Annotated in this window: 22 protein-coding genes; 11 read left to right on the forward strand and 11 right to left on the reverse strand. The window is 71.0% G+C overall.

The window, feature by feature from the left end:
• Window positions 1–93: 93 nt before the first annotated feature.
• Genes gabT through ACYQ1K_RS11800 form a run of 4 tightly spaced genes read left to right on the forward strand, consistent with a single transcriptional unit; the run spans window position 94 to window position 5,325 of the window.
• Window positions 94–1,437, forward strand: a complete 1,344-nt coding sequence (gene gabT / locus ACYQ1K_RS11785) for a 4-aminobutyrate--2-oxoglutarate transaminase (RefSeq protein ID WP_459983175.1) — start codon at window positions 94–96, stop codon at window positions 1,435–1,437.
• Window positions 1,437–2,975 carry an aldehyde dehydrogenase family protein gene (locus ACYQ1K_RS11790; RefSeq protein WP_459983176.1) on the forward strand — a complete coding sequence of 513 codons (1,539 nt, stop codon included), beginning with the start codon at window positions 1,437–1,439 and terminating at the stop codon, window positions 2,973–2,975. Before gabT ends, ACYQ1K_RS11790 begins: the two co-directional genes overlap by 1 nt.
• Complete coding sequence (locus ACYQ1K_RS11795; RefSeq protein WP_459983177.1) at window positions 2,972–4,102, forward strand: CaiB/BaiF CoA transferase family protein; 1,131 nt, start codon at window positions 2,972–2,974, stop codon at window positions 4,100–4,102. Before ACYQ1K_RS11790 ends, ACYQ1K_RS11795 begins: the two co-directional genes overlap by 4 nt.
• Window positions 4,103–4,134: 32 nt before the next feature.
• Window positions 4,135–5,325 (forward strand): acyl-CoA dehydrogenase family protein, encoded by a 1,191-nt coding sequence (locus tag ACYQ1K_RS11800; RefSeq protein WP_459983178.1) that lies wholly within the window; start codon window positions 4,135–4,137, stop codon window positions 5,323–5,325.
• A gap of 168 nt (window positions 5,326–5,493) precedes the next feature.
• Here the strand turns inward: ACYQ1K_RS11800 and ACYQ1K_RS11805 are convergent, their stop codons facing one another.
• The 3 genes from ACYQ1K_RS11805 to ACYQ1K_RS11815 all read right to left on the reverse strand — a co-directional run bounded on the left by ACYQ1K_RS11805 (window position 5,494) and on the right by ACYQ1K_RS11815 (window position 8,708).
• Window positions 5,494–6,222, reverse strand: a complete 729-nt coding sequence (locus tag ACYQ1K_RS11805; RefSeq protein ID WP_459983179.1) for a hypothetical protein — start codon at window positions 6,220–6,222, stop codon at window positions 5,494–5,496.
• A 204-nt stretch (window positions 6,223–6,426) separates the two neighbouring features.
• Complete coding sequence (locus ACYQ1K_RS11810) at window positions 6,427–7,458, reverse strand: Kelch repeat-containing protein (RefSeq protein ID WP_459983180.1); 1,032 nt, start codon at window positions 7,456–7,458, stop codon at window positions 6,427–6,429.
• Window positions 7,455–8,708 carry a YncE family protein gene (locus tag ACYQ1K_RS11815; RefSeq protein ID WP_459983181.1) on the reverse strand — a complete coding sequence of 418 codons (1,254 nt, stop codon included), beginning with the start codon at window positions 8,706–8,708 and terminating at the stop codon, window positions 7,455–7,457. Before ACYQ1K_RS11815 ends, ACYQ1K_RS11810 begins: the two co-directional genes overlap by 4 nt.
• Before the next feature lie 129 nt (window positions 8,709–8,837).
• On the opposite strand from ACYQ1K_RS11815, the gene ACYQ1K_RS11820 reads away from it, so the two are divergent.
• A complete protein-coding gene (locus tag ACYQ1K_RS11820; protein WP_459983182.1) occupies window positions 8,838–9,581 on the forward strand; it encodes a hypothetical protein in 744 nt (247 codons plus the stop codon).
• 12 nt (window positions 9,582–9,593) lie between these two features.
• Here the strand turns inward: ACYQ1K_RS11820 and ACYQ1K_RS11825 are convergent, their stop codons facing one another.
• Window positions 9,594–10,151: a DUF1269 domain-containing protein gene (locus ACYQ1K_RS11825; RefSeq protein ID WP_459983183.1), complete on the reverse strand. Its 558-nt coding sequence runs from the start codon at window positions 10,149–10,151 to the stop codon at window positions 9,594–9,596.
• 115 nt (window positions 10,152–10,266) lie between these two features.
• A complete protein-coding gene (locus tag ACYQ1K_RS11830) occupies window positions 10,267–10,683 on the reverse strand; it encodes an ATP-binding protein (protein WP_459983184.1) in 417 nt (138 codons plus the stop codon).
• 175 nt (window positions 10,684–10,858) lie between these two features.
• Here ACYQ1K_RS11830 and ACYQ1K_RS11835 point away from each other — a divergent pair, with 175 nt between their 5' ends.
• On the forward strand, window positions 10,859–10,984 hold the full coding sequence (locus ACYQ1K_RS11835; protein ID WP_459983185.1) for a hypothetical protein: 126 nt from the start codon (window positions 10,859–10,861) through the stop codon (window positions 10,982–10,984).
• Window positions 10,985–11,009: 25 nt separating this feature from the next.
• On the opposite strand, the gene ACYQ1K_RS11840 is transcribed toward ACYQ1K_RS11835, so the two are convergent.
• Complete coding sequence (locus tag ACYQ1K_RS11840; RefSeq protein ID WP_459983186.1) at window positions 11,010–11,804, reverse strand: phosphatase PAP2 family protein; 795 nt, start codon at window positions 11,802–11,804, stop codon at window positions 11,010–11,012.
• A 191-nt stretch (window positions 11,805–11,995) separates the two neighbouring features.
• Here ACYQ1K_RS11840 and ACYQ1K_RS11845 point away from each other — a divergent pair, with 191 nt between their 5' ends.
• Window positions 11,996–13,282, forward strand: a complete 1,287-nt coding sequence (locus ACYQ1K_RS11845; protein WP_459983187.1) for a cation:proton antiporter — start codon at window positions 11,996–11,998, stop codon at window positions 13,280–13,282.
• On the opposite strand, the gene ACYQ1K_RS11850 is transcribed toward ACYQ1K_RS11845, so the two are convergent.
• Window positions 13,264–14,817 (reverse strand): sialidase family protein, encoded by a 1,554-nt coding sequence (locus ACYQ1K_RS11850; RefSeq protein ID WP_459983188.1) that lies wholly within the window; start codon window positions 14,815–14,817, stop codon window positions 13,264–13,266. The two genes, ACYQ1K_RS11845 and ACYQ1K_RS11850, sit on opposite strands and share 19 nt — an antisense overlap.
• A 116-nt stretch (window positions 14,818–14,933) precedes the next feature.
• The gene (locus ACYQ1K_RS11855; RefSeq protein WP_459983189.1) at window positions 14,934–16,166 is read right to left on the reverse strand and encodes a glycoside hydrolase family 3 N-terminal domain-containing protein; all 1,233 of its coding nucleotides are present in this window, start codon (window positions 16,164–16,166) and stop codon (window positions 14,934–14,936) included.
• 113 nt (window positions 16,167–16,279) lie between these two features.
• On the opposite strand from ACYQ1K_RS11855, the gene ACYQ1K_RS11860 reads away from it, so the two are divergent.
• Together ACYQ1K_RS11860 and ACYQ1K_RS11865 are read left to right on the forward strand one after the other, a co-directional pair.
• Window positions 16,280–17,095 carry a bestrophin-like domain gene (locus ACYQ1K_RS11860; RefSeq protein ID WP_459983190.1) on the forward strand — a complete coding sequence of 272 codons (816 nt, stop codon included), beginning with the start codon at window positions 16,280–16,282 and terminating at the stop codon, window positions 17,093–17,095.
• Window positions 17,088–17,726, forward strand: coding sequence for a hypothetical protein (locus ACYQ1K_RS11865; RefSeq protein ID WP_459983191.1), 639 nt, complete (start codon window positions 17,088–17,090; stop codon window positions 17,724–17,726). Before ACYQ1K_RS11860 ends, ACYQ1K_RS11865 begins: the two co-directional genes overlap by 8 nt.
• Window positions 17,727–17,761: 35 nt before the next feature.
• On the opposite strand, the gene ACYQ1K_RS11870 is transcribed toward ACYQ1K_RS11865, so the two are convergent.
• Complete coding sequence (locus tag ACYQ1K_RS11870; RefSeq protein ID WP_459983192.1) at window positions 17,762–18,481, reverse strand: hypothetical protein; 720 nt, start codon at window positions 18,479–18,481, stop codon at window positions 17,762–17,764.
• Between the two features lie 72 nt (window positions 18,482–18,553).
• Window positions 18,554–19,486, reverse strand: a complete 933-nt coding sequence (locus ACYQ1K_RS11875; RefSeq protein WP_459983193.1) for a cytochrome c oxidase assembly protein — start codon at window positions 19,484–19,486, stop codon at window positions 18,554–18,556.
• 165 nt (window positions 19,487–19,651) lie between these two features.
• Here ACYQ1K_RS11875 and ACYQ1K_RS11880 point away from each other — a divergent pair, with 165 nt between their 5' ends.
• Window positions 19,652–21,472, forward strand: a complete 1,821-nt coding sequence (locus ACYQ1K_RS11880; protein ID WP_459983194.1) for a substrate-binding domain-containing protein — start codon at window positions 19,652–19,654, stop codon at window positions 21,470–21,472.
• 26 nt (window positions 21,473–21,498) lie between these two features.
• Window positions 21,499–22,224: a hypothetical protein gene (locus ACYQ1K_RS11885; RefSeq protein WP_459983195.1), complete on the forward strand. Its 726-nt coding sequence runs from the start codon at window positions 21,499–21,501 to the stop codon at window positions 22,222–22,224.
• Window positions 22,225–22,245: 21 nt separating this feature from the next.
• Here ACYQ1K_RS11885 and ACYQ1K_RS11890 read toward each other — a convergent pair whose 3' ends face one another.
• A complete protein-coding gene (locus tag ACYQ1K_RS11890; RefSeq protein WP_459983196.1) occupies window positions 22,246–22,530 on the reverse strand; it encodes a hypothetical protein in 285 nt (94 codons plus the stop codon).
• Window positions 22,531–22,732: the final 202 nt, after the last annotated feature.

Here is a 22,732-nt window from a genome sequence, read left to right on the forward strand (position 1 = left end):
GCCGAAGATCGGGCTGTCTTAGTCGTCTTGCACGAAGAATCAGGGCTGGACTCTTCCTAGGTTGGGGCTCACCGCAGTCCCATGGAGGAAGACATGTCGCAGCCCGAGCAGCGTCGCCATCTCGTCACGACGATCCCCGGGCCGAAGTCTCAGAAGCTCCAGGAGCAGCGTGGCGCCGAGGTCGCCGACGGCCTCGGCATGACGATGCCCGTCTTCATCGACCGGGCCGGCGGCGGCATCCTCGTCGACGTCGACGGCAACCACATCGTCGACCTGGCCTCGGGCATCGCGGTGACCAGCGTCGGGGCGGCGGACCCCGAGGTCGCGCGCCGGGTCAGCGAGCAGGTCGAGCGGTTCACCCACACCTGCTTCCTGGTGACCGAGTATGAGGGCTTCGTCGACGTCGCCGCGGCGCTCAACCGGCTGACGCCGGGTGACCACGCCAAGAAGACGGCACTGTTCACCACGGGGGCCGAGGCGGTCGAGAACGCGGTCAAGATCGCTCGCGTCGCCACCGGCCGATCGGCGGTGGTCGTGCTCGGCCACGCCTACCACGGCCGGTCGCTGCTCACGATGACGATGACGGCGAAGAACGTGCCCTACAAGGACGGGTTCGGCCCGTTCGCACCGGAGATCTACCGGGTGCCCTCGCCCTACCCCTACCGCTGGGCGAGCGGGCCGGAGAACAGCGCCGAGGAGGCGCTTGCCATGCTCCGCGACACGGTGCTCACGCAGATCGGCGCTCAGAACGTGGCGGCCATCATCGCTGAGCCCATCCAGGGCGAGGGCGGGTTCATCGTGCCGCCGGCGGGCTACTTGCGCGGGATCGCGGAGTTCGCCGCCGAGCACGGCGTCGTGTTCATCGCCGACGAGATCCAGACAGGTCTCGCTCGGACCGGTGACATGTTCGCCTGCGACCATGAGGGTGTGGTGCCGGACCTGATCACCACCGCGAAGGCGCTGGGCGGCGGACTTCCGCTCGCCGCCGTGACCGGCCGCGCCGAGATCATGGACGCGGTGCCCGCGGGCGGCCTCGGCGGCACCTACGCCGGCAACCCCGTCGCCTGCGCCGCGGCGCTCGGCGCCCTCGACACGATCGAGCGCGAGGATCTCGTCGGCAAGGCCAGACGGATCGAGGCCGTCGCCCTGCCGCGGCTGCGCGCCCTGCTCGGCTCGGACGGGACGGGCTCGGTCGTGGGCGACGTCCGCGGCCGCGGGGCCATGCTCGCACTGGAGTTCGTCCGGCCGGGGACCAAGGAGCCTGCGCCCGAGATCGCCAAGGCCGTCGCGGCTCGGTGCCACGCCGACGGCGTCCTCGTGCTGGTCTGCGGCACCTACGGCAACGTCATCCGCCTCCTGCCTCCGCTGGTCATCGGCGAGGACCTGCTCACAGACGCGCTCGACGTGCTGGTCGCGGCGGTCGAGGGGGTGTCGTGATGATGCTGGAGTCCTTCGACCCGCGGTCGGGCGCCTCCAACGGCACCGTGCCCTCCAGCACTCTCGAGGAGGTCGACGCCGTCGTCCGACGCGCCGCTGCCGCGGCGGCAGCGGTGGCGGCCGCGAGCCCGGACGAGCGGCGCCACTGGCTCTGCGCGGTCGCCGACGCGCTGGAGGCGAACGCGGCAGAGCTCGCCGATCTGGCCGACTCCGAGACCGGTCTGGGGCTGCCCCGGCTGACTGGCGAGGTAGCGCGGGCCGCCGGGCAGCTGCGCTTCTATGGAGACGTGGCGGCCGAGGGCTCCTACCTGCGCGCCGCCCTCGACCACGCCACCGAGACGACCCCGGCGCTGGGCCGGGTCAGCCAGCCCCTCGGGCCGGTCGCCGTCTTCGGCGCGAGCAACTTCCCGTTCGCCTTCAGCGTGCTCGGCAACGACACCGGCTCCGCCATCGCGGCCGGCTGCCCGGTCGTGGTCAAGGGTCACCCGGCGCATCCGCTGCTCAGCGTCCGCCTGGCCGAGCTGGCGCGGGCCGCGCTCGCGGGGTGTGGGGCGCCGGAGGGAGTGTTCGGGTTCGTCGCGGGCCACGAGGCCGGGGTGGCGCTGGTCGAGCACCCCGATGTCGCGGCGGTGGCCTTCACCGGGTCGCAGGCGGGCGGTCTGGCGCTGTGGCGCATCGCGAACGCCCGGGAGGTGGTCATCCCCGTCTACGCCGAGATGGGCACGGTCAACCCGGTGATCGTCACGCCGGCCGCGCTGGCGTCCCTCGAGCAGATCGCCACGGGGTTCGTCGGCTCCTTCACGCTCGGGTCGGGGCAGTTCTGCACCAAGCCGGGGCTGCTGCTCGCGCCTGCGGGCAGCGGTGCGGCGCGTGGGGTCGCGGACGCGCTCCGAGCCGCGAGCCCGGCGCCGCACATGCTGACCGCACCCATCGCCGCCTCGGTCCGTGCCGGCCTCGCCGAGCTGTGCGGAGCCGGAGCGCGGATCGTCGGCGAGGTCGAGGGGCCCGCGGAGGGATGGTCTGCTCCGGCCGTCGTCCTCGAGGCTCCGGTCTCGGCCCTGACGGCCGGCAGCCGGCTCACCGAGGAGTGCTTCGGGCCGGTCGCCCTCGTCGTCGAGTACGACGGCCGGGAGGAGCTCGCCCACGCCGTCGCGCAGCTGCAGGGCTCCCTTGCGGGCAGCGTGATGACGGGCTCCGCCGACGCCGATCCCGACGCCGATCCTGACGCGGCGTACGCCGTCGAGCTCCTCGCCGCGAAGGTCGGCCGCGTCGCGGTCAACGACTGGCCCACCGGTGTCGCCTACACCTGGGCCCAGCAGCACGGCGGGCCCTGGCCCTCGACCTCGGTGCCTGCCGCGACGTCGGTCGGGGCGGCCGCTCTGGACCGGTTCACACGGCCGGTGACCTACCAGTCGGCAGCCGACGTGTGGCTCCCGCCGGCACTCCAGTCGGACAACCCGTGGCGGGTGCCGCGCAGGGTCGACGGCGTCCTGCAGGCTCCGACACAGCACACGGCACAGGCCGAGGTGTCGGCATGATCGGCCCCCTGACCGGCGTCCTCGTCGCCGACTTCAGCCGCGTCCTCGCGGGGCCGCTGGCGGGCAGCATGCTGGCGGACCTCGGCGCGACCGTGATCAAGGTGGAGCGGCCGGGTGCGGGCGACGACACCCGGCACTGGGGTCCGCCGTGGACGGAGAACTCCAGCTCCTACTTCGAGTGCGCCAACCGCGGCAAGAAGTCGATCGAGCTCGATCTGAGCGACGAGGGCGACCTCGCCCTGGCGGTCGAGCTGGCCCGTCGCGCCGACGTGCTGCTCGAGAACTACCGGACCGGCAGCCTGGACAGGCGAGGGCTGGGGTATGAGCAGGTCGCGGCGGCCAACCCGGGGGTGGTCTATGCGTCGATCACCGGGTTCGGCAGCCAGGGCGGCAAGGACCTGCCCGGCTATGACTTCCTGGTGCAGGCCGTGGGCGGGCTGATGAGCATCACCGGTGAGCCGGGGGAGCCGACCAAGGTCGGGGTGGCGCTGGTCGACGTCCTGACCGCCAAGGACGCGGTCATCGGGGTGCTGGCGGCGCTGCGGTCGCGGGAGAGCACCGGCCTGGGTCAGCATGTCGAGGTGAACCTCCTGTCCAGCCTGCTCGGCGCGCTGGCCAACCAGGCCTCCTCCTACCTGGCGACTGGCACCGCACCTGCCGCGATGGGCAACCAGCATCCCTCGATCGCGCCGTACGAGACCCTCGCCGCCGCCGATGGTCACCTGGCGGTGGCCTGCGGCAACGACGCGCAGTTCGGCAAGCTCGCGGCCGCCCTCGGCGTGCCGCATCTCGCCACTGATGAGCGGTTCGCGACCAACAGTGCCCGGGTGGCCAACCGTGCCGAGCTGGTGCCCTCGCTGGAGGCCGCGCTCGCCTCCGACGGGGTCGAGGCCTGGATCAAGCGTCTGGGCGATGTCGGGGTGCCCGCCGGTGCCGTGGGGTCGGTCGCGGACGCCTTCGCGCTCGCCGAGCGGCTCGGTCTGGACCCGACCGTCGACGTCGGCCCGGATGCACCGCGACAGGTCCGCAACCCCATCACGTTCAGCAGGACCCCCGTCTCCGGGTATGGGGCACCGCCGCGCCTCGGAGAGCACAACGACGACATCCGCCAGTGGTTGACCCAGTGACCGACCCCATGCCTGACAGAGGAGACAAGCCCATGAGCACGCAGCACACCCTTCCGCCGTTCGAGCCGTTGGACCCGGCCGGGATCGACGACCTGCTGAGTGATGACGAGAAGGCGGTGCGCGCCTCGGTCCGGCAGCTGTGCGACGAGCGGGTCGACCCGTATGTGGCCGACTGGTTCGAGCGCGGCACCATCGACGACGTCCGGGGCCTGGCCAAGGAGCTGGGCGCGCTGGGTCTGCTCGGCATGCACCTGGAGGGCTACGGGTGTGCGGGCATGTCGGCGACCGACTACGGGCTGGCGTGTCTGGAGCTGGAGGCCTCCGACTCCGGGATCCGGTCGCTGGTCTCGGTGCAGGGGTCGCTGGCGATGTTCGCGATCTGGCGGTGGGGGAGCGAGGAGCAGAAGAACCAGTGGCTTCCGCGGATGGCCGCGGGCGAGGCGATCGGCTGCTTCGGTCTGACCGAGCCCGACGCCGGGTCGGATCCGGGCAGCATGCGGACCCGGGCGCGCCGGGATGGCTCGGACTGGGTGCTGGACGGCCGCAAGATGTGGATCACCAACGCCCCGATCGCGGATGTCGCGGTGGTGTGGGCGCAGACTGATGAGGGGGTGCGCGGCTTCGTCGTTCCCACCGACACGCAGGGGTTCTCGGCGCCCGAGATCAAGCACAAGCTGTCGCTGCGGGCATCGGTGACCGGCGAGATCGTGCTCGACGGGGTGCGGCTGCCGGAGTCGGCGGCGTTTCCTGACGTCCGGGGTCTGAAGGGGCCGCTGTCGTGCCTGAACGAGGCCCGCTACGGGATCGTGTGGGGTGCGATGGGCGCGGCCCGCTCGTCGCTGGCCGCGGCGCTGGACTACGCCAACCAGCGCATCCAGTTCGGCAGGCCGATCTCGGGCTTCCAGCTGACTCAGCAGAAGCTGGTGGACATGAACCTGGAGTACACCAAGGGCGTGCTCCTCGCGCTGCATCTGGGTCGCCGTAAGGACGCCGGTCGGCTCCGTCCGGAGCAGGTGAGCCTGGGCAAGCTGAACAACGTGCGCGAGGCGATCGAGATCTGTCGGACGGCGCGGACCATCCTGGGCGCCAACGGCATCTCGCTGGAGTATCCGGTGATCCGGCACGCCAACAACCTCGAGTCGGTCCTGACCTACGAGGGCACCGTGGAGATGCACACCCTCGTGGTCGGTCAGGCGATGACCGGCCAGTCCGCCTTCCGCTGACCCGGGCACCCTCGCATGCATGTGGGCGAGGAGGACGAGATGCACGGGGACACCGAGTTCGACGCCGCCCGGTATCTCGCGGCCCGACTGTGAGATACCGGCTGCTCCGGAGGTGCTCGCCCCGGATGGGTCGGTCCCGATGCCGACGTGGGCCGAATCGCATGCGACTCACGCGGTGAATCCGGCGTGCACGTGGTCGTGGTGGGTGCGGTCACTGAAGAACTGCGGCGCTGCGCCGAGCAGGACCGGCCCGCCGACGTTGTACGAGCCGGCCGCGGCCACTGCCTCCATGTAGGCGCTGACCAGCGCGCGGGAAGTCGCCGGGCGGACCACCGGGTGGTCGCCGATCCGCCAGGTGTCGAAGGCCCGGCCCTGCGGGTGATCGCTCGGCCGGTCGGTGCCGAAGACGTCGATCGGATGCCCGCTGCGGATGACGCTCACGCCGAGGGGCCACCGCCGTGCCAGGGTCAGCATCGCCTCGAGCACATCGTCGTGCACGAGGCCGGACGCCACGTCGGTGCGGGCCGCCGGCGGGAGGTCGATCCGTGAGCTGGCCAGGACGTGCCGCACCGCCGCGCTCGGGTGCGCGGTGGGTCGTCCCGGACGGCTCGGGTGCACGGCGGTCACGCGCCACCGCCCACCGGTCAGCGAGAGCCGGACGTCGAAGGTGTGGCCGTCCTCCACGATGCGGTCGGCTCGGCTGGTGAAGCTGCGGCACACCACCAGCACGCTGGCCGTGCTGCTGAGCAGCCCGCCATACTGCGCGTCGATCACCTCGACCCGGTGGGTCGCGTCGTCGCCGAGCTGCTCGATTCGGCGTACGGCGGCCAGCTTCGCCTCCGGCACCTGCTCGCCCGCGCCCGGGCGCCACGGGGTCACGGCGGGCAGCGATGGCATGCTCGGTGCGGCTGACCCGGTCGGCGACGGGGCGGGCGGGGTCGGCGGGGTGGATGCGGTGTCGGAAGCTGGACCAGACGCGGGCGACTGCTGTCGGCCGCTGCACGCAGCCGAGGCGCCCGCGATCGCAAGCGCCAGCGCACTCCGCCGGGAGAGGGCGGGAGAGCCACTCACATCGCCAGCGTACGGCGCCCGGCGACCGGCTCAGCGGTACGTGACCCGCAGGACCCGGTCGGTGACATGCGGAGTCTCTCCGCCGAGCAGATAGTCGGCATCTCCGCAACGAGCGACGGCCGAGTCCGCCAGTGGGGACGGAAGCCTCCCAGCGGCGGTGATCCTCCCCGTGCGGGTGTCGAACCACCACATCCGATCGGTGATGATGTCCGCCGACGTGCGGCCGCCGGCGATGAGGATGCGCGTGCCGAAGGGAACGGCGACGGCATGGCCGAGCAGAGTGGGAAGCCGCCCGACCAGTTGCACGTGCCCGGAGGCATCGATCCGCTGGATGGCGTTCCGGGAGGCACCGCTCGACTCGCCCCCGAAGAGCCACATCGTGTCGTCGACGACTGTGCTCGCCGGGTAGCGGACGGGGACGGGCAGCCTGCCGACGACCTTCCAGGTGCGACCGTCGGCGGAGCTGAGCACGTCCGGTTCGGCGGGCCGGCTGCCGTCGTACCCACCGGCGACGACGACGTGGCCGACGACGTCGGCGGCGACCAGGTCCGACCGCGCCTGGGGCAGATGCCCCACGACCTGCCAGCCGCGGCCGTCCCATGCCTGGACGACGCTCTGCTCGGCAGCGTTGCCTCCGCCGATGACGAGCGGACGGCCAGCCAGGCTGCCGGCGGTGTCGTGGACCGGCACGGGCAGCGACGGCAGCGGGCTGACGTGACCGGTGCGCAGGTCGATGCGGGAGGCGGCAGCGGTCGACGCGTCACCGGCGACCAGCCCGCCGGCGACGACGGCGGTGCAGCCGTCGCTCGACACGGCCTCACGGCCAAGCGGCGTCGGGAGCCGGAAGCCGGCTGGTCGCACGCGAATCCGGGCAGCGGCCGGCGCGCTGGGTGAGCCGCTGGGTGAGCCGGTCGAGGAGTTGCTCGAGGACGGTGAGGACTGCGACGGGGAGGCGGCAGAGACGCCGCGCTGCTGCGGAGCGGGCGTGCTCGAGCACGCCCCGAGCGCGAACAGGGCAGCGGCGATGGCCGGTAGCGCCCGCGCGAGGCGACGATCCGTCATCGCATGAGCCCCGTGTGCCCGAGCGAGTAGCGCCCCGGCTGCGGCCAGACGAGGAGCCCGTGCGGGCTGCCCCCGGGGACCTTGATCTTGGCGGTCACCCTGCCCGTGCGGGTGTCGAAGGCGTAGACGACGCCGTCGTAGCGCCCCGAGAGCCAGAGCGTGCGTCCGTCGGCGGAGAGCCCGCCCATGTCGGGGGACCCGCCGCCGGGGATGCGCCAGATGTGGGTGAACCGATGGCGGGCGAGGTCGAAGACCTCCACCGCGCCGGCCTTGCGAGCCGAGAGGTAGAGCACCCGCTGGTCGCGGCTGAAGTAGATGCCGTGCGGCATGGCCAACGTCGGGTAGGCATGCTGGATGCGGAAGCGGCGCCAGCCCAGCTGGAGCAGCTTGTCGCGGCCCATGTCGGCGACGAAGAAGCTGCGCCCGTCGGGGGCGAGGCGCACATCCTGCGGCATCGACATCATCGGGAGCCGGATGCGGCCGATGACCTTGTGGCCCAGCGTCGACACCTTGAGGAGAGCGCCCGAGAACTCGCAGCTCACGATGAAGTAGCGGCCGTTGGCCGAGAAGTCGGCGTGGTTCGGTCCGCTGCAGGTGGGGTCTGACACCACCTGCTGGCGAGCGAACGTGTGCGGGTTGCTGAACACGATCTCGTCGTGCTCCTCGTCCATCACGATCGCCTGGCGGCCGTTGGGGACGAAGTAGAGGTTGTAGGGCCGGTTGGTCGCGACGGTCCCGGTCATGCGACCGGTGGCGGGGTCGATCTTCGCCAGGTGGTTCGACGTGCTGGCCTCGACGTAGAGGGTCTTCAGGTCCCACGACGGCGTGACGTGCTGGTCGAGATCGCCGGTGGGCAGCACTCGGACGATGCGGTGGGTCCGTTGCGAGATCACCGTCGTGTGCCCGTTGGGCTCGCTGTCGGGCACGTAGAGCAACTGAGGCTGACCCCGCAGGGAGGGCTGGATCGACCCGGCCCGGGCGGCGGCGTACACGCCGTGACCCACGAGCGGAGGCATCCCGGGGATGGGATGGCGGAACGGCGGGGGCACCGCGGACGTCGACGGAGCGGAGTCGCCGACCACCGCGGCGGTCGACGGCGCCGCCGTGGGCTTCCCGGTCGGTGTCTCGGCCGGAGAGCCCGCAGAGCCAGCTGCCGGCCCGCCCCCGTTGTCGCACGAGGTCAGAGCGAGGGAGAGCACCGCCGTCACGAGCATGGCGACCGCTCGAGCACCCGTCGTGGATCGTGCCAACCGGCGCATCGTGCTCCCTTCGCAAGCTCGGTCGGAGCGAGTCTGACGCGACCCACCTCACGGCAACCTGACCACTGTCGCACGGGGCGTCGCCGTGCGGACATGCTGGTGAGGTGTTTGGCTGGCCCCGTGCCCTCGCGACCTCGCTCCCAGGACGGCCCTCGCTCCCAGGACGGCCCTCGCTCCCAGGATGGCGCCGGCCGTCGATCGCCGGACGGCGAGAACAGGCTTCCGCCGGCCATCGCGGTGGTGGTCGCGATCGTCGTCTACGCCCTCCTGCCGAGCTCGCTGCTGCCGACGAACCGGCTGGTCATCCCCGCCGCCGAGGTTCTCCTCCTGGTGGCGCTGATCGCGACCAACCCGCGGCGGATGACACGTGAGACCCAGTGGTCGAGGTGGCTCTCGATCGGCCTCGCCGTGATCGTGATCGTGGCCAACCTGACCTCCCTCGGCATCCTGATGTCCGAGCTGGCCAGCACGAAGGGCGACAAGCTGCTGGTCGCCGCGATGCAGATCTGGCTCACGAACGTCATCGGGTTCGGACTGCTGTTCTGGGAGCTGGACCGAGGTGGCCCTGTCGCTCGGCGGCGCAAGGACCGATCGGAGATGCCGGCCGCCGACTGGCGCTTCTCTCAGGACGAGAACCGCGACACGGTGGTCGAGGTGAGCAGGTCGTCGAGCGAGATCGCGGACTGGATCCCGATCTTCGTCGACTACGCGTACCTGTCGTTGACCAACTCGAGCGCCTTCAGCCCGACCGACACGATGCCGCTCAGCAGCCGAGCCAAGATGCTCATGGGGATCGAGGCCACGGCGGCCCTGCTCACCTCGCTGGTCCTGGTGGCCTTCGCGGTCGGGTCGCTCGGTCAGTAGGCACGCAGCGCGTCAGGCGTCGGCCTCGTCGGCCTCCTTCGCGGCCGCCTTGATGTCGTCGGCCTCGACCTTGTCGATGGCCGAGGTGACGATCGCGTCCGCCCGCGCGAGCGCCTTCTGGATCCTGACGGCCCCCGGGTCGGAGACCAGGGCGACGAGGCCCGAGTGACCGACGGGGATCGCGCTCTCGAGCTGCTGCTCGAGCTCGCTGTGGTGGTGGCGCTGACGAAGCTTGCCCACCAGCGCGCCCGCGGATCCCGCCACGACCGCGCTGCCGAGGATCGACGGCGGGAAGACCACCCCGAGCGCGATGCCGCCGACCACGCCCCACCTGAGACCGGACCGGGTGCTGTGGTCGGTCGCCTTCTGCACCTCCAGCTTGCCGTCCTCGGACCGACGCACCACGATGACTCCCTCGATCGCGACGGTGCGGCCGTCCTCGACCGACTTCAGGGCCTCGTAGGCCTCCCACGCGATGTCGGTGTCGGAGAAGTCTGCGACGAGCAGCGTGTAGGCGCCGTCCGAGACGACAGCGGCGTTCACCTCGAGGTCGGCGGTCTCATCGGTCATGGCAGGGCTCCTTGGTGGGCGGGGGGCTCCACCTTCGGACGATCGAACGCGCGGCGGCCTCACCCGGTACGGGTGGATCGAGACATGGGTACGACGCGAGGCCGGGGCCGCGCCGTCAGCCCGTGGCCAGGAGGCTGAGCTCGGCGGAGACCCTGGTGCCGTCCTCGACGGTGCACCACCACCGGTCGCACACGTGCGCGACGATCTCGAGCCCTCGGCCGCTCAAGGCGGTGGGCGACGCATGGCGTGGCGTCAGACCCTTCACGTGGCCCTCGTCGTGGACGCTGATCTGGATGGTGTCGTCGAAGGCTCGCCAGGCGGCCTCGAACATCCCGTCGGCGTCGGGCTCACCATGCATGACGGCGTTGGCGACGAGCTCACCGAGCACGAGCTCGGCATCGGCGATGGCATCGGAGGCGGCACCCAGGCTGCCCAGATAGGAGCGCAGCGCGTGCCGGGCCAGTGGGGAGGCGGTCGGCGCGTGCGGCAGGCGTCGGCTGGCCCACGCGGGCCCGACGTTGGCAGAGGACATCAGCAGGTCTTTCGGATCGGCTGAGCGGACGGTACCCGTGGGCCTTCTCAATCGAACCAGACAGCTCGAGGGCCACCCCTGGGGGTGAGGACTGCCCCGCAGCAGGACCACCCTCATGGGCCAAATCAGCGTGGCGGGCGTTTCAGCACCCGGAAGCGCTGGGGACGGTGGGATCATGACCGCCGACATCGAGCACTACAGCAAGGCTGCGTCGTCGCAGCCCGACGCCGAGCTTCCCGGACTCATCCTGATCCTCAGCCTGCTCGCGGTCCTCGCAGCCCTGGTGCTGGCCTTCTCCTGACCGAGGTCTGCTGAGGAGCAGCCGCTCACGCGAGCTCGGCGAGAGGCTCCGCGGTGCGCCGCATGAGCAGACCGGTCGCCAGAGCCGAGGCGATCCCGAGTGCCATCCCGACCAGCACGTCGAAGACGTAGTGATTGCCGGTGGCGATGACGATGAAACCGGTCAGCCCGACATGTACGACCATCAACGCATGCAGCCAGCGGCGGCGGGTCATGGCGAAAACCGTCAGCGCGGCCCAGGTCGCCCAGGCCAGGTGCAGCGACGGCATCGCGCCGTACTGGTCCGCGGTGATCGCGCCGTGGCTGGCCCCGTAGCCGGCTCGAGCGACGAGGTCGACGAACCCGGAGCCGGGCAGCAGCCGTGGCGGTGCGACCGGGTAGAGCGCGTAGACCACGAGCCCGATGACGTTCGTGAGCACGATCGCGTTGCGGGCGGGCCGATAGACCTTCGGGCGTTTGACGTAGCAGATGGCGAGCACGCTCAGCGCAACCGTCTCATGCATGAACTGGTAGTAGTCGGCGCACAGCTCGCGGAGCAGTGCCTGCCCGGCGAGCCAGGTGTTGAGGCCGTCCTCGATGCGCAGGTGGAGCGACATCTCGTCGTGCAGGATCGCCCACCCGTGCTCGACGGCGAACGGCACACGAACCTCGGCCAGGGACCTGAGCCGGTCATAGACCACCACCAGCGCGACGATGATGAGAAGCTCGCCGATGAGCAGCGGCCTCGTTCGCTGCCGCAGGAGTCGCCAGCGTCGCCGCGGTGCGACGTGCTCGCTGAGGAACGCGGAGACGCGTTCCGGCGAGCGACATGACGATCCCATCGCTCGATTCTGGCATCCGCGTGACCCAAGTTCGACAGCGACATGTGTGCTTCACGTCCTGTCGGGGTCCCCTCTGTGCCGCGTGAGCGTGTCTGCGCCCCGGGAGTGGGGCTCAGTTTCACCCGTAGCGGGTGACTCGATGCTCGTCCTCGACTCGCCAGGCTCGGTGTAGGGAGACGAACGGAGCGGCCATGAGCTGGGCCCTCGCAGTGGTCGCGGTGATCCTGCTCGCCTATGCCGTGTGGGTCCGCCCGCTGAGCGCGGTGAACGTGTCGGCCGCGATGTTCTTCACGACGGCCGGGCTGGTGGCGGGGCCGGTGCTCGGTGTGCTCGACCTCCATGTGCATGGCGAGGCGGTCAAGCTCCTCGCTGAGGCGACCCTCGTGCTCGTCCTCTTCTACGACGCCAGCCGGATCTCGCCCGGCGCTCTTCGACGTGGAGCGACGGTGCCGCTCCGCCTGCTCGGGCTCGGGCTTCCGATGACGATCGTCGCGGGCGCCGTTGCGGGACTGCTGGTCCTGCCCGGGCTCACCCTCGTCGAAGCGCTGATCCTGGCCATCATGCTGGCCTGCACCGACGCCGCACTGGGGCAGGCCGTGGTGACCGACGAGCGCCTTCCCGCGCGGGTCCGGCAAGGGCTCAACATCGAGAGCGGGTTGAACGACGGGCTCTGCGTCCCTCTCTTCCTGATCGCGATCGGGTTCGCCGAGGCTGACGAAGGCGCCATGTCCGGCCGCCATGCACTCCGCATCGTGGGGGAGCAGCTGGGGTTCGGGCTGCTCGCCGGGGTGGTCGCGGGAGTCCTCGGCGTGTTGGCGCTGCGCACGGCGTCGCGGCCGGAGCGGCGCGATGCCGGTTGGCTGCGCGTCCTGCCGGCTGCGACCGCCGGGGCCGCAGCCGGCGGCGCGGCCGCACTCGGAGGGAGCATCTTCATCGCCGCCTTCACCGCGGGGCTCGTCTTCGCCTGGCAGCACCGCGACCGCGATGCGGAGGTCACCCAGCTCGTCGAGGAGGCCTCCGAGCTGCTCAATGGGGTGACCTTCATCGTCTTCGGGACCGTCATCCTCGACCAGGCACTGAGCCACCTCAGTTGGCGGCTGCTGGCGTACGCCGTGCTCAGCCTCACCCTCGTCCGGATCCTGCCGGTGGCCCTGGCGATGCTGGGCACGCAGAGCCGTCCTCCCACGCTGGGGCTGCTCGGATGGTTCGGGCCGCGCGGACTCGCGTCGATCGTCTTCGGGGTGATCCTGCTCGACGACACCCAGCTCGACGGCGAGAGGACGATGCTGCTGGCGGTCGCCCTCACGGTGGGGCTGTCGGTCTACGCCCACGGTCTGACCGCTCGGCCGATGACGGAGCGCTATGCGCGATGGGTCGCCCGACGCCCCGAGACCGGCCTGGACCGCGCGGCGGGGGACGGCGACGCCACCCCCGTTCGGCCGCGATGGCACCGACCCGCTCAGCGCCTCGCGAAGTAGATGAACTGCTGGTAGCCGGTGATGCCGGGCGTGGTGTCGCGCATGTCCGTCCAGGCGACATTGGCGACGCCGTCGGACCCGTAGTCGAGGCCGAGATAGTCGCCGTGGAACCTCGTGCACATCGGGCACGCCGGGATCCCTGCCTGGAAGAACGCCGACTCGTTCGGGTGCGAGAGGGCTCCGCTCACCACGGTGCTGGTGAAGCTGCCCGGCGCGCCCTGCGCCAGCGTCGCGACGTAGGTGTCGCCGGGCCGGCGGTCGTTGAAGAGGACTCCCACCGTGCCATCGGGGGCGACGTCGACCCACGGGAACCAGGACTCGGGCGAGGCCGGGTCGACCATCGAGGGGGCCGACCACGTGATGCCGTCGGGCGAGCTGACGATGAAGACCTCGGACTTGGTGACGGGGTTCGCGACGTCGTGCACACCGGCGCTGTTGTCCGAGTAGGTGAGGTAGAGACGCCCGGAGGTCGGGCTCACCGCGAGCGTGCCCGCGCCCCACACGCGCATCTGGAAGCCCGTGAGCGTCTGCCGGCCGTCGACGTTGAGCGGGTAGTCGAGCGTGCCGTCCTCCAGGTCGACGACGTGGACGGGTGCGCTGAAGGTGCGCCCGCCGTCGCGTGAGGTGACGACCATGTACTGATCCTCGAACTTCTCTCCCGGCTCCCACGCAGCGCTGTTCTGGCTGTTCATGAAGGCGACGTACAGGACGCCGCCCGGGCCCACGCGAGGAGCCGAGCCCTGGTCCTCGTCGCAGACACCGGCCGGCCCGGCGGTCTGGTAGGTGCAGTAGGTGGGGTTGCTCCCGGAGATCGCCGCTGGAGCCGACCACGTCGTCCCTCCGTCGTCGCTGGAGGCCATCATGATCGGCGACGACGTAGACACCTTCGCGTTGCCGGTGAAGCCCGTCCAGGTGACGTAGATCCGGCCGTAGAACGGCGACGTCGCGTCGGTGTCGACGGTCGCGTCCTCCTTGTCGCCGAAGAAATGGGCACCGCGGCCATGACCGACCACGGTCGGCGTCTGCCAGGTGAGACCTCCGTCAGTGGAGACCGAGGAGACGACATCGCCGTTGACCGTGGGGATGCCGGAGGTGGCGTGGTAGTTGAGCGAGAGATGGACGGCCGTGTGGTGCTTGGGGTCGAAGACCGTGATCGGGTCGCTGCCGGTGACGCCCGGTCCGCGGGTCGACATGTTGCCGGTGCTCCACGTCCGCCCCGCGTCGAAGGTCGTGTAGTACTGGTCGCAGCACGAGCCGTAGTCGTTCGAGCTGACCACCATGTGGTGCGGGTCCGTCGGGTCGACGGCCACGTTCGGCTCGTTGTTGGGATAGGGGTCGTCGCAGTCGAGGCGGACGTTCGCGGCGGGGTCGCCCGTTGCGGTGCACTCGTAGGCCGAGGGCGAGTTCGGCGGCGTCTTCTGCGTGACGAACGGTGTTCGCAGATCGCTGTCGTCGTCGCCTGCGGCCGGGGAGATGGACGCCCCGAGCGAGAGGAGGACGATGAACGCGCAGACCAGAGCAGAACGCTTCCGCATGGGGCACCCCTGACGCCGAGCCGACGTCTGAGACTACGCAGGGGGCCGAACCTCGGGGCATCGACCAAATCAGGTAAAGACCCGAGAGGGCGGCACGGCGGCCGCAGGCTGACCTCTCACAGGAGTCCCCGGGCCTGCTTGAGTTGGAGGACGCGCAGCGCGGACGCATCCACCTTGGCGCGGTACGCCGCATCGTGCTGGGCCCGAGCGAGGACGGCGTCGTACATCGCAGGCAGCGTCCGCGGGCTGACGGTCAGGACCAGGTCACCGCCGGCGTTCAGGAACGTCAACGCGCGGGTGCCGGGCGACCACCGTGAGGTCTGGCGGGCATTGGCGAGGTCGTCGGAGATCACCACGCCTCGGAACCGGAGGTCGCCGCGCAGCATGCCCCGGATGATGGTCGGGGAGAACGCCGCCGGGTGCCGCGGATCGATGCGGTGGTAGTAGGCGGTCGACATCATCACGACCGGTGCGCCGGCATCGATCGAGGTCGTGAACGGCGTGAGGTAGGCGTCGTGCCGGGTCGTGACGTTGTCCGTCACGCCGGCGGAGGTGTCGGTGTTGGCGTGCACCCGTCCCAGCCCGGGGAAGTGCTTGATGGTGGGCGCGACGCCATGCCGGGACATCCCGATCATGACGGCGCGACCGTGGGTGGCCACGACCCTGACCCGGTAGCCGAACTCGCGGTGATAGCGCCCGATCGGCGGGTTGTTCCTTGCCGCGGCAGGGCTGGGCACGGTGTCCTCGACCGGTGCGAGGTTCATGTTCACGCCCGCCTTGGCCAGCTGCTGGGCCCACGCGGCGGCCCGGTGTTGCAGCCGGATGGGAGTCAAACGGCCCTGCTGGAGGGCTGAGGGCATGTCGGAGAAGCCGGGCCCGTTGAGGACCTGGACCATCCCGCCCTCCTGGTCGGTCGCGACCAGCAGACGGACCCCGCCCGTGGCCGCCGCGGTGCTCCGCGCCTGCAGCCGAGAGGTCACCCTGGCCGTCCTCGCGATGCCGCCGTAGCTGCGGCCCGTCAGCATCACGTTCCCGACGTGCCGGGTGCTGATCGCGGCCAGGGTCGCCGGGCTGGCGGAGGTCGCGGGCGTGCCGACCATGAAGAGCTGGCCGACCCGCTGCCGCAGCGTCATGGCCGCGAGCACGCTCTCCGCGGTGCGTGGCGCCGCCGCCGTGCGTGGCGCCGCCGCGGTGACGGGGACGGAGACAGGGACGGGGACGGAGACAGGGACGGGGACAGCGAGTCGAGCGTCGTCGGCGGGCCTCGCGGCTCCGGCTGCGCCGCCGAGCGCGGCCAACAGGCCGGCGGCGGTGAGCGCGGCCGCGGTCAGGCGGAACGACCTGGACACTCCGGTCTCCTTCGAAGGCGGTGGGGGGTGAGCGCCCTCCATCTGATCATGCGCCGCGCGTCACCCAGTTCGTGGGATGGCCGCTGCCTGCCGGCGCCCCTACTGTCCCGTCCGTGAACCTCGTCTGGGGTGCGCTCGTGCTGATCGGGGTCACGACGGTGACGGTGACCCTGATGCTCCTCGTGCGGCGCAGGGCGCCCGAGGGCAGCTACTTCAGCGACGGCGACCGCGCCTCCGGCGTCTTCGGGGTGCTGGCCACGGGGTTCTCCGTGCTGCTCGGCTTCCTCGTCTTCCTGGCGTTCACGTCGTTCGACCAGACGCGCACCGGCGCCGAGACCGAGGCGACCATCGTGGCGCAGCAGGTGCAGACGGCCCAGTTCCTGCCGCCGGCGGCGGAGCTGACCGGTGAGCTGATCTGCTACGCCCGGTCCGTCGAGGGACCCGAGTGGGACGCGCTGAACGCGGGCACGCTCGGCGACCAGGTCAACCCGTGGGGCGTCGCCATGTACCACACCATCGCGGCGGTCCACCCGGCCTCGGCGACCGAGCAGTCGGCGTACGACCGCTGGATGGAGCAGACGAGCAACCGCGAGCAGGCCCGGATCGACCGCGTCCACGGTGCCCAGGGCATCGTGCCCGGACCGCTCTGGATCGTGCTGTTCGTGATCTGCGCCGTGATCTTCGCCTACATGCTGTTCTTCGCGGACCCGGCCGAGCGGGCCATGACGCAGGGGATGCTCATGGGAAGCGTGACGATCGTGGTGACGCTGCTGATGCTTCTGCTCGTGTTCTTCAACCACCCGCACGGGTCGGGCGTCGGCCGGCTGCAGCCGACCGCCATGCAGCGCACGATCCGCATCATCGACGCCCAGGCCGCCGCTGCCGGCGTCAAGGTCTCGCCGCCGTGTGATGGGCGTGGCCGTGCCTGACGCGCCCCATCGGGCACGCGACTGGCAGGAGGTCCTGGTGACGGTGCTGCTCGTCGTGGCGGCCCTCGGGACGTCGTGGAGCAGCTATCAGGCCACTCGCTGGAACGGCGAGCAGGCCAAGGCCGCCGGCCGGACCAACGCGATCCGGATCGAGGCGGCCCGCGCGCAGGGCCTGGCGAACGCACAGACCCAGATCGACGTGGCCACCTTCATCGCGTGGGCGGACGCGAGCCAGCGCAGAGACACCAAGGCCGCCGACTTCTACGTGCAGCGCTTCCGGCCTGAGTTCAAGCCGGCCTTCGACGCCTGGATCGCGACCGACCCGCTGCACACCACGGGCGCGCCGCCCACTCCGTTCGCGATGAAGGACTACCAGCTGGCCTCCCGCCATCAGGCCGACCGCCCGGACGCCGCGGCTGGTGCGTCGTCGGCCGCGGTCCAGCGCGACATCCAGCGCTCGAGCAACTACGTGCTCACGGTGGTGCTCTATGCGGTGGTGCTCTTCTTCGCCGGGGTCAGCACCAAGCTGAAGCACCGTCGCCTGCGGTGGACCCTGATCGTCGCGGGGTGCCTCGTCCTGGTCGTGAACCTCGCGTGGATCGCGACGTTCCCGGTGAGTGTCCACGCCTGAGGGCCTGTGCCGCCGTACCTTCGTGAGCCTCCGCCTCAGGCGTCGCTGATCCGGGTGCGCACGACCGCCTCCCGCCACGCGGGCAGCATGAGCGCCGCGCCCCAGAGGAAGCAGGCCGCGCCGAGCCCCGTGCCGACGACGTCGACGGTCTCGCTGACGAGCTCTCCGTCCGGCAGCACATAGCTGCCCAGCGCCGAGGCCATGAAGAGGACCGAGCCGACCATGTTCAGCCAGGCGATGCGCCAGGGCAACGACCTCGCCGCCCATGTCAGCGCTGCGCCGCCAAGAGCGGCGAGCGCGAACGCGCTCGCCACCAGGAAGAGGATCGAGCCGAAGAAGTCCGGACGCCACACCTGATGGTCCTGCTCGGCGACGTCCAGGCTCGCGTGGAGCGCGGCGAAGGTGGTCACGTTGAAGAAGAGCGTCCCGGGGAACTGGGTCGCGGCGGCCAGCCAGTTCCGGTCGTGAGGAAGCCAGGCCGCCAGCCGGACCGGCGCCCGGACGTGCTGGCGCCGCTCGTCGACACTGGTCATGGCGGGTGACTGCGCTTGGACCAGCTGGGCGAAGGAGGCGAGCGTGAAGAAGATCGACCCGACGAAGAAGGTGATCCCGTCGGCGGTCGGGCCGACCAGCGACACGTAGCCGGGCACCGAGCCGAGCACGAAGCAGGCCGAGCCGACGATGAACAGCCACGCCGTCGCCGCGTTCAACGCGACGGGTCGGACCCGCAGTCGCGTCGATCCTCTGGACCTCACGCCACCAATCTCGGGGCCCGGTGAGAACGTCGGCTCACCCGAGACGGGTGTTTGCGCTCGTTGACAGCAGGCTCACCGGAAGGGTCGGTTGCGGCGGCCGAAGCCCTCGGTCTCCCACCACGGCTGCATGAGCTCCGGCTCCGCCGGCGGAGCGTCGGCGCGGGCGACGGGCGGCTTGCGGGTGACGGCCGGCTTGCGGTCGAGGGCGCCCTCGCGGATGGCCCACCGGAAGAACACGATGAAGAAGAGGGGCAGGGCGACGAGCTCGCTCAGGGTCAGCATCAGCGCACCGGCGGCGTGCACGTCCCAGTTCGGATCGTCCGGCCTGCCTGCGAACCACACTCCGGCGAGGCGCTGACCCGTCGTCATGACGAGCACGCCGGGCAACGCGTCGAAGAGACCGTCGACGAACGCGAAGAGCAGCTTGAAGGGGTCGGTGCACCATGCGGGGAGCAGTTCGGCGCCGAGCATGGGGAGCGCGGCGAGGAGTCCGATGAGCAGGGCAGCCAGGTAGAGACCGTCCATGACGGCCGGATGGCGCAGCCCGTCCAGCAGCAGCGGGCTGAAGAAGGCCGTCACCATGAACGCGGTCGCGAGCAGCCCGGCCAGCAGAGGGAACGTCAGGACGCGGACGAACGGCCCGGTGAGGGCGCGGTCCAGCCGGCGGGCCCCGTGCTCGCTGAGTGCGGAGCGTGCGAGGCCCACCGGGTCGCCGAGCGCGAGGGCGACCGGCACGAGCGCCAGAAGCAGGGTCAGCTGCACGGCGAGGGCCCACAGGTGCTCGTGGTCGTAGACGGCGAGCGACGACATCGTGCACACCGCCACGCCGCCGAGGCCGAGCACGACGAAGCACGCGACGCGCCACCAGGGCCAGCCACCGCGCCGGCGGGCACGGCGTACGCCGAGGAGATAGAGGGCGGCCAGGAGCCCCAGCGCGAGCGCGACCACGGGGTTGAAGGCCCAGGATCCGACAGCGGCAGCGAACGTGTACGGAGGCAGGGGCACCCGGTCATGCTAGGTCGCGCTCCTCAGACACGCGTGGAGCCGTTTGAGGCAAACGATCGGCGGTTGCCACCCCGAGGGGCGATGATGGCGCGCGACGGAACCCGTCACCCCGTCACCACCTCGACCCGGCCTGGCGGGTCCCGTCCAGCCGAACAGGAGAGCACCGTGGCCAAGGCCATGCCCCTCATCGCCGCTGGCGTCGTCGGCGTCATCGCGGTCGTCGGTCTCAAGATCGCGACCGGGGGCGGCGACGACAGCCTGGCCTCGAAGCCTGGAGCGTCTGCAAGCCCCTCCACCCAGCACCGCACCGGCTGCACCAGCGTCGTCGTCGCCGCCTCGAGCGAGAAGGCGGCGATCCTCTCCGACCTGGCCGACACCTACGAGCGCTCCGGCGCCTCGGTCGACGGCACCTGCGTCGACGTGCGGGTCAACACGGTGGCCTCCGGCACGGCGGAGGCCCAGCTGGCCGGCGAGTGGGACACGAAGGCGTACGGCGCGCAGCCGACGGTCTGGACCCCCGCCGCCTCCACGTGGGTCAGCCTCCTGCGCAACGACCTCACCGCCGCGGACAAGCCCGACGTCGTCCCGGACAAGTCCGAGTCGATCGTCTCGACCCCGTTGGTGCTCGCGATGCCGAAGCCGATGGCGCAGGCGCTCGGCTATCCGAAGAAGCAGATCGGCTGGGCCGACATCTCCCGGCTCGCGGCGGCTCCGGGCGGCTGGGCGTCGGTCGGGCATCCCGAATGGGGCACGTTCAAGCTCGGCAAGACGAACCCGAACATCTCCACTTCCGGGCTCGCTGCCACGATCGGTGCCTTCATCGCCGCGACGGGTCGTTCGTCGGACCTGACCGTGGCGGACCTGTCCAACCCGGCGGTCCGCAAGGTCGTGGCCGGCTCGGAGCACGCAGTCGTCCACTACGGCGACACCACGCTGACCTACTTGAGCGCGCTCCAGCGGGCCGAGGACGCCGGCGCCGGGCTCGGCTACGTCTCCGCTGTCGCTGTGGAGGAGAAGTCGGTCGTCGACTACAACCTCGGCAACCCGACCGGCAACACCAAGACGCTGGGCAAGCACAAGGCTCCGCGCGTCCCGCTCGTCGGGATCTTCCCGACCGAGGGCACGCTCGTCTCCGACAGTCCGTTCGTCATCCTCGACGGGCCTTGGGTGAGCGACGCGCAGAAGGCCGCGGCGGCCGACTTCAGATCCTTCCTGCAGTCGGCGGCCTCGCAGAAGAGGTTCACCGACGCCGGGTTCCGCACCTTCGACGGCAAGGCCGGCAGCGCGATCGAGTCCGATCCGAATCTCGACCCGCGCGGCCCCGCGCTGGTTCTGAGCCCACCGTCGCCGACCGTGCTCGACAAGGTCCGCACCACCTGGACCGAGGTCCGGAAGAAGGCCCACGTCCTGCTTCTCCTCGACGTGTCCGGCTCCATGGGCGAGGACGTGCCCGACGCCGGCGCGACGAAGCTCGAGCTCGCCAAGAAGGCGGTCCTGGGTGCGATGCAGGAGTTCTCCGACCGTGACGAGGTCGGCGTCTGGGCCTTCACCACCGGCCTCGGCAGCGGGAACGACACCCATGTGAGGCTCGCCGACATCGCCCCCTTGACGACCAATCGGGCCAAGATCGAGGCCTCGATCAAGAACCTCACCCCGCTCCAAGGCACGCCGCTGTATGCCGCCACCAAGGCTGCGGTCGCCGAGCTGAGCTCCGATCTCGACGCCGATGCCGTCAACGCGGTCGTCCTGCTGACCGACGGCCGCAACGAGTACAACCGCGACAACGACCTCGACGGCCTCGTGCGTCAGCTCTCCCAGGGGGCCAGTGAGGGCGAGGGTCTGCGCGTCTTCTCCATCGCGTACGGCGAGGGGGCCGACCTCGCCACCCTGCGCACGATCAGCGAGGCGTCCAACGCTGCCGCCTACGACGCGACCGACCCGGCGAACATCACGAAGGTGTTCACCGACGTCCTCTCCAACTTCTGAGCGCCTCGTCAGGGAGGACTGAGACGATGACGGACACGCCGCCCACCATGGCCGGAGCACTCGGCCGCCGGGCCCTCGCGTCCCTGCGCGAGCCGTGGCTGCTCGTGACCTCGGCGTTCGGGGGCGGGATCGCCTGGGCGGTCGGGATCCCCGCGGCGGAAGCGGTAGGCGTCACCGCCCTCATGCTGGCCGCCGGCGCGGCCATCGGCGCGTTGAGGCCGGGCGAGGAGACGTCGGACTGGGACGACGACCCGACCGCCGACATCCGTCTGCGGCCAGGTACGCAGCAGGCCGCGCTGGTCGCTGCGCTCGAGGGGTACGTCGACGACCTGACCCGATTCCGCTCCGGACACCTGCCCGGGCCACTCGTCGACTCCGCCATCGAGGCGCTGGTGGCCGCGAAGTCGGCGTACGGCACCGCCCGCCGGACCGCCGCCGCCATTGACGCCCTCGACGATGCAGTCGCCCGCTCCCGGGCGGCTCGTCACCGGCTCGGGTCCGACGTCGGCAGCATCGCCGACGCGGAGGGCCGCATGATGCATCGGCGAGCCGAGCTCGCAGGCAAGCTGCAGACCGGTGTCGCCGGCGTCGCAGAGGTCTACACCAAGCTCTTGGAACTCTCAGCGTCGATGGACTCCATGGACCTGGCCGGCGGCGAGGATCTCGGCGACGTGTCCTCGTCGCTCGACGCCCTGCGCGGAGCGTTCAGCGAGCTCGAGGCCGACAACGACCGAGCTCCGGAGCTGGGATAGTCCCCGAGCCCGCCGGCGGTGTCATGCGCTGGCGTAGCGCTGCCGCCCGGTCACTCCTCCGCCGGCCCAGTGGGCGATGTCCAGGATGAAACCGAGGACGACGAACGCCCAGCCCCAACCGCCCACCCCGGTCACGGGGCTGTAAGCGAGCACGTAGAACAGGGTCGCGTAAGGAAAGACGATCAGTCCCAGCAGCGGCACGAGGAAGCCGCTGAAGGCCCGGTCCACCAGGTCGGAGAAGATCCAGATCAGCACCAGGGCGACTCGTGGCGCGAAGCCGGCGAGCAGCGCGAGCAGACATCCCATCCAGCGACCCCTTCCGGAACGGCGGAGACCCCATTCTCGGCGGCGCATCAGGCGGGCCACCTCACCCGCAGCAGGTGAGCGACCGGGCGCGCGCGCAGGCCGCCTGCAGGAGCATGGACACCTGCGCGTGCGCTCTCAGTCGGCGAGCGGGTTCGGGTCGGGTTGCTCGGATGTGGACAGGGGTCCGCTGGCGTCGATCAGC

The organism is Nocardioides sp. AN3 (assembly GCF_054653495.1).

What these genes read in the sequence shown, in the direction of transcription:
- gabT (WP_459983175.1), top strand. Translation starts at nt 94, where the DNA reads ATGTCGCAGCCCGAGCAGCGTCGCCATCTCGTCACGACGATCCCCGGG.
- ACYQ1K_RS11790 (WP_459983176.1), top strand. Translation starts at nt 1,437, where the DNA reads ATGATGCTGGAGTCCTTCGACCCGCGGTCGGGCGCCTCCAACGGCACC.
- ACYQ1K_RS11795 (WP_459983177.1), top strand. Translation starts at nt 2,972, where the DNA reads ATGATCGGCCCCCTGACCGGCGTCCTCGTCGCCGACTTCAGCCGCGTC.
- ACYQ1K_RS11800 (WP_459983178.1), top strand. Translation starts at nt 4,135, where the DNA reads ATGAGCACGCAGCACACCCTTCCGCCGTTCGAGCCGTTGGACCCGGCC.
- ACYQ1K_RS11805 (WP_459983179.1), bottom strand. Translation starts at nt 6,222, where the DNA reads ATGCCATCGCTGCCCGCCGTGACCCCGTGGCGCCCGGGCGCGGGCGAG.
- ACYQ1K_RS11810 (WP_459983180.1), bottom strand. Translation starts at nt 7,458, where the DNA reads ATGACGGATCGTCGCCTCGCGCGGGCGCTACCGGCCATCGCCGCTGCC.
- ACYQ1K_RS11825 (WP_459983183.1), bottom strand. Translation starts at nt 10,151, where the DNA reads ATGACCGATGAGACCGCCGACCTCGAGGTGAACGCCGCTGTCGTCTCG.
- ACYQ1K_RS11830 (WP_459983184.1), bottom strand. Translation starts at nt 10,683, where the DNA reads ATGTCCTCTGCCAACGTCGGGCCCGCGTGGGCCAGCCGACGCCTGCCG.
- ACYQ1K_RS11835 (WP_459983185.1), top strand. Translation starts at nt 10,859, where the DNA reads ATGACCGCCGACATCGAGCACTACAGCAAGGCTGCGTCGTCGCAGCCC.
- ACYQ1K_RS11840 (WP_459983186.1), bottom strand. Translation starts at nt 11,804, where the DNA reads ATGGGATCGTCATGTCGCTCGCCGGAACGCGTCTCCGCGTTCCTCAGC.
- ACYQ1K_RS11845 (WP_459983187.1), top strand. Translation starts at nt 11,996, where the DNA reads ATGAGCTGGGCCCTCGCAGTGGTCGCGGTGATCCTGCTCGCCTATGCC.
- ACYQ1K_RS11850 (WP_459983188.1), bottom strand. Translation starts at nt 14,817, where the DNA reads ATGCGGAAGCGTTCTGCTCTGGTCTGCGCGTTCATCGTCCTCCTCTCG.
- ACYQ1K_RS11885 (WP_459983195.1), top strand. Translation starts at nt 21,499, where the DNA reads ATGACGGACACGCCGCCCACCATGGCCGGAGCACTCGGCCGCCGGGCC.
- ACYQ1K_RS11890 (WP_459983196.1), bottom strand. Translation starts at nt 22,530, where the DNA reads ATGGGATGTCTGCTCGCGCTGCTCGCCGGCTTCGCGCCACGAGTCGCC.